The organism is Actinoplanes oryzae, from assembly GCF_030757795.1.
In the GTDB taxonomy this organism is placed as follows: domain Bacteria; phylum Actinomycetota; class Actinomycetes; order Mycobacteriales; family Micromonosporaceae; genus Actinoplanes.
In genome coordinates this window covers 1-5,875 of the sequence record NZ_JAUQWH010000289.1, presented here as the reverse complement: position 1 = coordinate 5,875, position 5,875 = coordinate 1, and the positions used below count along the sequence as shown (strand labels likewise).

Here is a 5,875-nt window from a genome sequence, read left to right as displayed (position 1 = left end):
CCAGTCGCCGGTCTTCGCGCAGGGCGGGGAGATGCCGTAGTGCAGGTGGCAGACGCCGTTCGCGTTGCCGGTGTGGCCGACCTTGCCGAGCAGTTGCCCCGAGGTCACCCGGACCCCCGCCTTGATGCCCGACTGGATCTTGCTCAGGTGCGACCCGTAGTAGCGCACGCCGTCGTCGCCGAGCAGCGACACCGCCAGGCCGCCGTTGAGCGGGCCGTCCGGCTGGCCCTTCACGTACGCGTCCTTGGTCGTGATCTCGAGCACCACGCCGCTGGTCGTGGCGACCACCGGCTCGCCGCAGTCGGCGAAGATGTCGGTCGCCTTGTACTTGGCGTGGGTCTCGTGCCAGTCGACGTTCGACGCCTTGACCGGAAAGGTGTAGTCGACGCTCTTCTTCGCCGGGCTCTCGGTGGCCTTCGGGCTTGCCGGGCTCGTCGCGCTCGGGCTGGGGCTCTCCGCCGCGGGTGCCGTCGTCGCCGGGGCGGCGGACGCGGCCGAGGTCTCCGACGGCACGACGAACTGCGGCGTCGCGGTGGCCGACGAGCCGTCGCCCTGCCCGCCACAGGCGGCGAGCGAGAGGGCGGCGACGGTCAGGACCGAGAGTTTTCGCAGGAGAAGCACCGCGCCATAGTGACAGAAGTCGGTCCGGGCCGCAGACCTGCCGAGCCTGGATAGGGTGGAGCGGACGAGGTCAGGCGGGCCTCAGCGGCGATCGGAGGGCCGGGATGACCGAAGTGCCGGGAGGCTGGGGAAATACGCCGCCGTTGCCCTCGTCGTACCCCTCGCCACCCTCGTTGCCCCCGCGGCCGGTCTACCGCGAGCCGCACCCCATCGCCACGGGCCCGCTCATGGCCGGGATCGGCGCCGGCGCCCTGTGGTTCGTGCTCTTCGGTGCGCTTGCTCACAGCCTCGCCACGTACGCGTGGTGGACCGTCACCGCCGCGGTCTCCGCCTGGCTGGTGTCCGTCTTCCTGGCCCTCTTCGGCGACCGCGGCGTCGCCGTCGGGGTGGCGCTGACCGCGGGCATCGGGCTGTCGGTGGCCGCCGGCTTCGTGGCCGCCGACTGGATCGCCACCGGCGACTGGCCGCTGTGGTGAGAGTCGTCACCTGTTCGGGTCGGCCCCTTGCCCGGTTAAGCACTCATTTGTCGGCGACAATGGGTACACCGTTCGTGGCGGACCGAACATGCCCTTGACGAACGCCGGACGGCTGGGCAGTCTCGGCCTCATGGCCCACGTACCGCAGCGGCTCGACCCGGATCGGCGTCGCCGCCGGCTCGAACTCCTCGCCGCGCTCGCCGACGCGAAGTCGGCCCGCGAGCTGGCCCAGCCGCACCGCCTCCGCGGCGCGCGCCTCCGCGAGCTGATCGCCAACCGCCGCCGCCTGGCCGGCTGACTTCGCCTTCAGCGCCCGGGCCTTCCTGCGCCCCGGGGCTTCCTGCGTGTATTTCCTGCGTCGGGTCGCGTGCCTCAGGCGTCGGGGCCGTGGGCGTTGGACGCCCGCGCTTCGTGCGCCGGCTTCGCGCGATCGAGCGCGAGCTTTGTGCGCCAGAATGATCGCGGCCGGCCCGAAGAGAATCGGCAGAAACAGCACGGCCATGCAGCCGAGAACGATGGCCGCAATGTGGACGGGGGCGAGTGCGGCTCCGCGGCGATCCATTCGCCGATCTACTTCGGAACCCGCGACATCTCGGACCGTTCGCCCCGTCACACCGAGAGTGGATTCGCGATAACTGTGAGTGACAGTGCATCTGAAGTGCGAGAAGATGCACAGATTGACATCCGCGAATCGGACGAATCCCTACGACCAGGCAACCTTCCGGTCCATCAGCCGATCAGACGAGTCAACTCTGACCCTCGGGAAGGTCTCGGGTGAATTTTTCTCGGCTAGGGTGACCCCGATCGGTGCGCCCGAGTGACTACTAAGAGTAGTCAACGAACCGGTCCATATCGGGCGCTTGGCGGAGGTTATGGGCAATGTCAGTCTCGGTAGATCACCGTCGGCCGCGGGCGCACACCGTTCTCGCGGCCGCTCTGACGGTGTTGATGCTCGTTCCGGCCGCCGTTCTCTTCGTCCGCGTCCAGGACGACGTGGCTGATCGGCGCGACAGCACCCGGCTCGAGCAGCACGGTGTGGAGTACCTCACCGCCCTGTCGCCGCTCATCAGCGCGCTCGCCGAGTCGCAGTCGGCGCGGCTGTCCGGCGTGACCGGCCCGTCCAGCTCCCTGGTAACAGCCGTCAACGGGGTCGCCAACGCGGATCTGCGGCTCGGTGAGGAGCTGCGGACCACCGAGCGCTGGCGCGACCTGCGTAAGCGGATCGACGCGCTGCCCAGTGCTTCCGGCGGATCGCTGGCCGTCTTCCAGACCCACGTCGAGGTCGCGGATCTGACCCTCGCGCTCTACGACGCCGTACGCACCAATGCCCGGCTCGTCCGCGATCCCGACAACGACCTCTCGCACCTGCAGCAGGCCGTCGCCGTGGACCTGCCCGCCACGGTGGTCGAGGTGAGCCGCATGGGCGACCTGAGCCGGCTCGTCGCCTCGGCGAGCGCGGCCCAGCGCGAGCAGCTGAGCCCACAGTTCGGGGCCGCGGTGCTGGCCGTCAACACGTACGTCGGCAGTCTCACCGACAATCTGCAGGCGGCGGTCGACGACACGAACAGCGGGACGCTGAGCGGCAACCTGGTCACCCCGCTCGACACCTTCCGGAAGGGCGTCGAGTCGCTGACCCGCGGCGCGAACCCTGGCGGTGCTCCCGATGCCTCGACCATGGCCACCGCGCAGAGCCAGTTGCAGGTGTCGCTGGCCAGTCTGGCCGGCGTCGCCGTACGGGAAATGGCAAGCCTGCTCGCCGCCCGCCTGGACCGGCTCGACAACCGCGCCCTCGAAGCGCTGGCCGCCGCCGGGGTCGCCGTGCTGCTGGCCCTCGGCGCGATCGCGCTGCCCTTCCTCGGCCGCCGCCGTCCCGCGCGGCCGAGACCGCCGGCCCCGGTGGCGGTCGCACCGGCCGATGTGGACCTCGTCCACGACGAGACACGGGAGCGTACCGGTGCTCTTCGGTAGGTTGCGCATCCTCGGCAAGCTGACCCTGCTCGCCCTCGTGCCCCTGCTGGGCGTCGTCGCGCTGGCGATCCCCGTGGTGCTCAACCGGGTCGAGGCCGCCCGCGACGCCCAGCGCACCTCCGACGTCGTCAACCTGGCCACCAGCGTCGGGTCGGCGATCCAGGAGCTGCAGGAGGAGCGCCTGCTGTCGGTCGGCTACTTCTTCGGGCTGATCGAGCAGCCGGAACTGGTCGTGCAGAGCGCCAGGGCGACCGACCGCGTCGTCGGGCTCGAGCACCTCGATGAACAGCTGTCGCCCGAGCTGACCCGGGCCGTGGACAACCTGTCGGCGCTGAGCACCACCCGCGCCAAGGTGCTCGACCGGACGATCCAGCCCAACGCGATCGTCACCGAGTTCAGCGCCGTCATCACGCCCATCATCGACGCACTGGGCCTGGCGGAGAACGCCGACCTGACCACGTCCGACGGCCGCCAGGTCTACGCCCTCGAGCAGGCCCTGCGCAGCGACGACCTGATCAGCCAGGCGTCCAGCCACCTCACCAGCGCCGTGGTCACCCGCAACAGCGGCCTGGTCGGGCTCTTTTCCACCACGCTGGTCCAGCTCCAGCTGATCATCACGAACGCGGAGCCGTACTTCACCGACAGCCAGTACAAGCTCTATCTCGGCGCGCAGCAGGCGTTCGCGTCCCGGGTCGGCTCGGACTTCCTGGCGGAGGCGGTCACCTCGCCGGCGACGGCGGTCCGGGTGCTCGACATCCGGACGCTGTTCCCGTCGCTGCGCTCGGTCATCGTGCTCGGCGGGTTCGTGGAGAAGCGGGTCGCGGCGGACGTGGACGCGGCCGTGCAGGCGAACAGGGACGCCGCCTTGCGTACGGCCGCACTGGTCGGCGGCGGCGCGGTCCTCCTGCTGCTCGTGGTCGTCGCCCTCTCCCTGCTCATGGCCCGCGCGGTCGCCCAGCCGCTGCGCCGGCTCACCGGGTCCGCGGACCGCATCGCCCGGGCGGCCGAGGCCGAGCTCGAGCGCGTGGCGGACGACGACGCCGAGACGGTACGCCCGATCCGGCTCGACCCCGTCGACGTGGCGGCCCAGGACGAGATCGGCGACCTGGCGCGCGCGTTCGACCGGGTGCAGACCACGGCCGTACGCCTGGTGGAGCGGCAGGTGCTCGGCCGGCGCAACGTGGCCCAGATGTTCGGGCACGTCGGGCGGCGTACGCAGAACCTCGTCGGCCGGCAGCTCGCCCTGATCGACAACCTCGAGCGCCGCGAGACCGACTCCGAGCGCCTGCGTGAGCTCTACCGGCTCGACCACATGTCCAGCCGCCTGCGCCGCAACGCCAGCTCGCTGGTCGTGCTCTCCGGCGGCGCCGGGGCGAACGACCACGTGGCCCCGCTGCCGCTCTCCGACGTCGTGCGGCTGGCGCTGGGCGAGATCGAGGACTACACGCGGGTGGACGTGGAGGTGCCCGAGGAGATCGTCGTCGTACCCGCGATCCTCGCCGACCTCACCCTGCTGCTCGCCGAGCTGATGGAGAACGCGACCTCCTTCTCCCCGCCGCACACCCGGGTGACCGTGACGGCCGACGAGGACCGATCGGGGGCTCTGCTGTCGATCGTCGACCACGGCCTCGGGCTCGCCGAGGAGCGGATGACCGAGGAGAACGCGCGGCTGACCCGGCGGGAGCGGCTCGACCTGGCGCCCTCGGAGGTGCTCGGGCTCTTCGTCGTCGGGCGGCTGGCCCGCCGGCACGGCATCGAGGTGATGCTGGACCACACGGACGGCGGCGGCGTGACCGCCCGGGTCCAGCTGCAGCCGCAGCACCTCGTGGCCCGGCAGCCGGTGCACGCGACCGTGCCCGGGCAGCACAGCGAGTTCGCGCCGTTGCTCGCCGGGGGATCGCTGCGCTCGGCGCCCGGCAGTGTGATGCCGTTCGACGCATCGGTGCTCGGCCGGGCCACCCGGGCGCTCGAGGCGGCCCAGTCCTGGAACGCGTTCGCACTGCGCAGCACGGTGCCGCAGCTGGAGAGCCCGCCCGTGGTCGCGCTGCCGGAGCTGCCCTCGGCGGGGCGTCCCGTCCTGGAGGGTCCGATCGTCATTTCGGCGGCGCCGGTGGGGCTGCGGCGGCGCGTGCCCGGCAGCCAGCTTCCGGCGGAGACCGGGCTCCGGCTGCCCGCCGCCCCGCCCACCACCGACGACGCGCTCGCCGCCCGGGAGGCCTTCGACGCGTTCGAGGCCGGCGTCTCCCAGGCGCGGTGGGATGTCGCCGAGGAGGCCATGGCCGCACCGCCGGCCGTGGGTCACCCGCCACTGTCCCGGCGCATCCCGGGCGCCACGCTCCCGGCCGCCGAGCCGCCCCGCGCCCCCACGCCCGCCGCACCCGCCCAACCGCTCGACGCCGACGCGGCGCGGGCCCTGATGGAGCAGTTCGAGCTCGGCGTCGCCCGCGCTCTCCACGAGACCCAGCCACAACCCTGAGGGACTGACCGCGATGACTTCCCCCTTCTCCACCGACACGCCCAACGGCTACGCGCAGTCGCAGCTGAGCCAGGAGGCGAAGACCTTCAACTGGCTGCTCGACTCGTTCACGTCCGGCACCGCCGGGGTCCGCGAGGCCATCGCGGTCTCGTCCGACGGCCTGCTCATGGCGATGTCGGCGATCAAGGACCGGCCCAACGCGGAGCGGCTCGCCGCCGTCGTGTCCGGCCTCACCAGCCTCGCCGGCGGCGCCGCCAACTGGTACTCGCTCGGCAGCCTCAACCGCGTGATCATCGACATGGCCGACGGCTACCTGCTGGTGACCGCGATCAGC

6 protein-coding genes are annotated in these 5,875 nt (G+C 71.7%); 5 read left to right on the top strand and 1 reads right to left on the bottom strand.

Features of this window, described 5'->3' with window-relative positions:
* Positions 1-621, bottom strand: a 621-nt coding sequence (locus RBH18_RS42765; protein WP_306216247.1) for a M23 family metallopeptidase, incomplete at its 3' end; no start/stop codon positions are given.
* 104 nt (positions 622-725) lie between these two features.
* Here RBH18_RS42765 and RBH18_RS42760 point away from each other — a divergent pair.
* The 5 genes from RBH18_RS42760 to RBH18_RS42740 all read left to right on the top strand — a co-directional run.
* Positions 726-1,097, top strand: a complete 372-nt coding sequence (locus tag RBH18_RS42760) for a hypothetical protein (RefSeq protein ID WP_306216246.1) — start codon at positions 726-728, stop codon at positions 1,095-1,097.
* 88 nt (positions 1,098-1,185) lie between these two features.
* The gene (locus RBH18_RS42755) at positions 1,186-1,395 is read left to right on the top strand and encodes a hypothetical protein (protein WP_305787398.1); all 210 of its coding nucleotides are present in this window, start codon (positions 1,186-1,188) and stop codon (positions 1,393-1,395) included.
* 650 nt (positions 1,396-2,045) lie between these two features.
* Positions 2,046-3,065, top strand: coding sequence for a hypothetical protein (locus RBH18_RS42750; RefSeq protein ID WP_306216245.1), 1,020 nt, complete (start codon positions 2,046-2,048; stop codon positions 3,063-3,065).
* Entirely contained in the window at positions 3,052-5,541 is a 2,490-nt protein-coding gene (locus RBH18_RS42745; protein ID WP_306216244.1) for a sensor histidine kinase, read from the top strand. Before RBH18_RS42750 ends, RBH18_RS42745 begins: the two co-directional genes overlap by 14 nt.
* A gap of 13 nt (positions 5,542-5,554) precedes the next feature.
* The coding region (locus RBH18_RS42740; protein WP_306216243.1) for a roadblock/LC7 domain-containing protein at positions 5,555-5,875 on the top strand (321 nt) is incomplete at its 3' end.

What these genes read in the sequence shown, in the direction of transcription:
- RBH18_RS42750 (WP_306216245.1), top strand. Translation starts at nt 2,046, where the DNA reads ATGCTCGTTCCGGCCGCCGTTCTCTTCGTCCGCGTCCAGGACGACGTG.
- RBH18_RS42760 (WP_306216246.1), top strand. Translation starts at nt 726, where the DNA reads ATGACCGAAGTGCCGGGAGGCTGGGGAAATACGCCGCCGTTGCCCTCG.
- RBH18_RS42755 (WP_305787398.1), top strand. Translation starts at nt 1,186, where the DNA reads ATGCCCTTGACGAACGCCGGACGGCTGGGCAGTCTCGGCCTCATGGCC.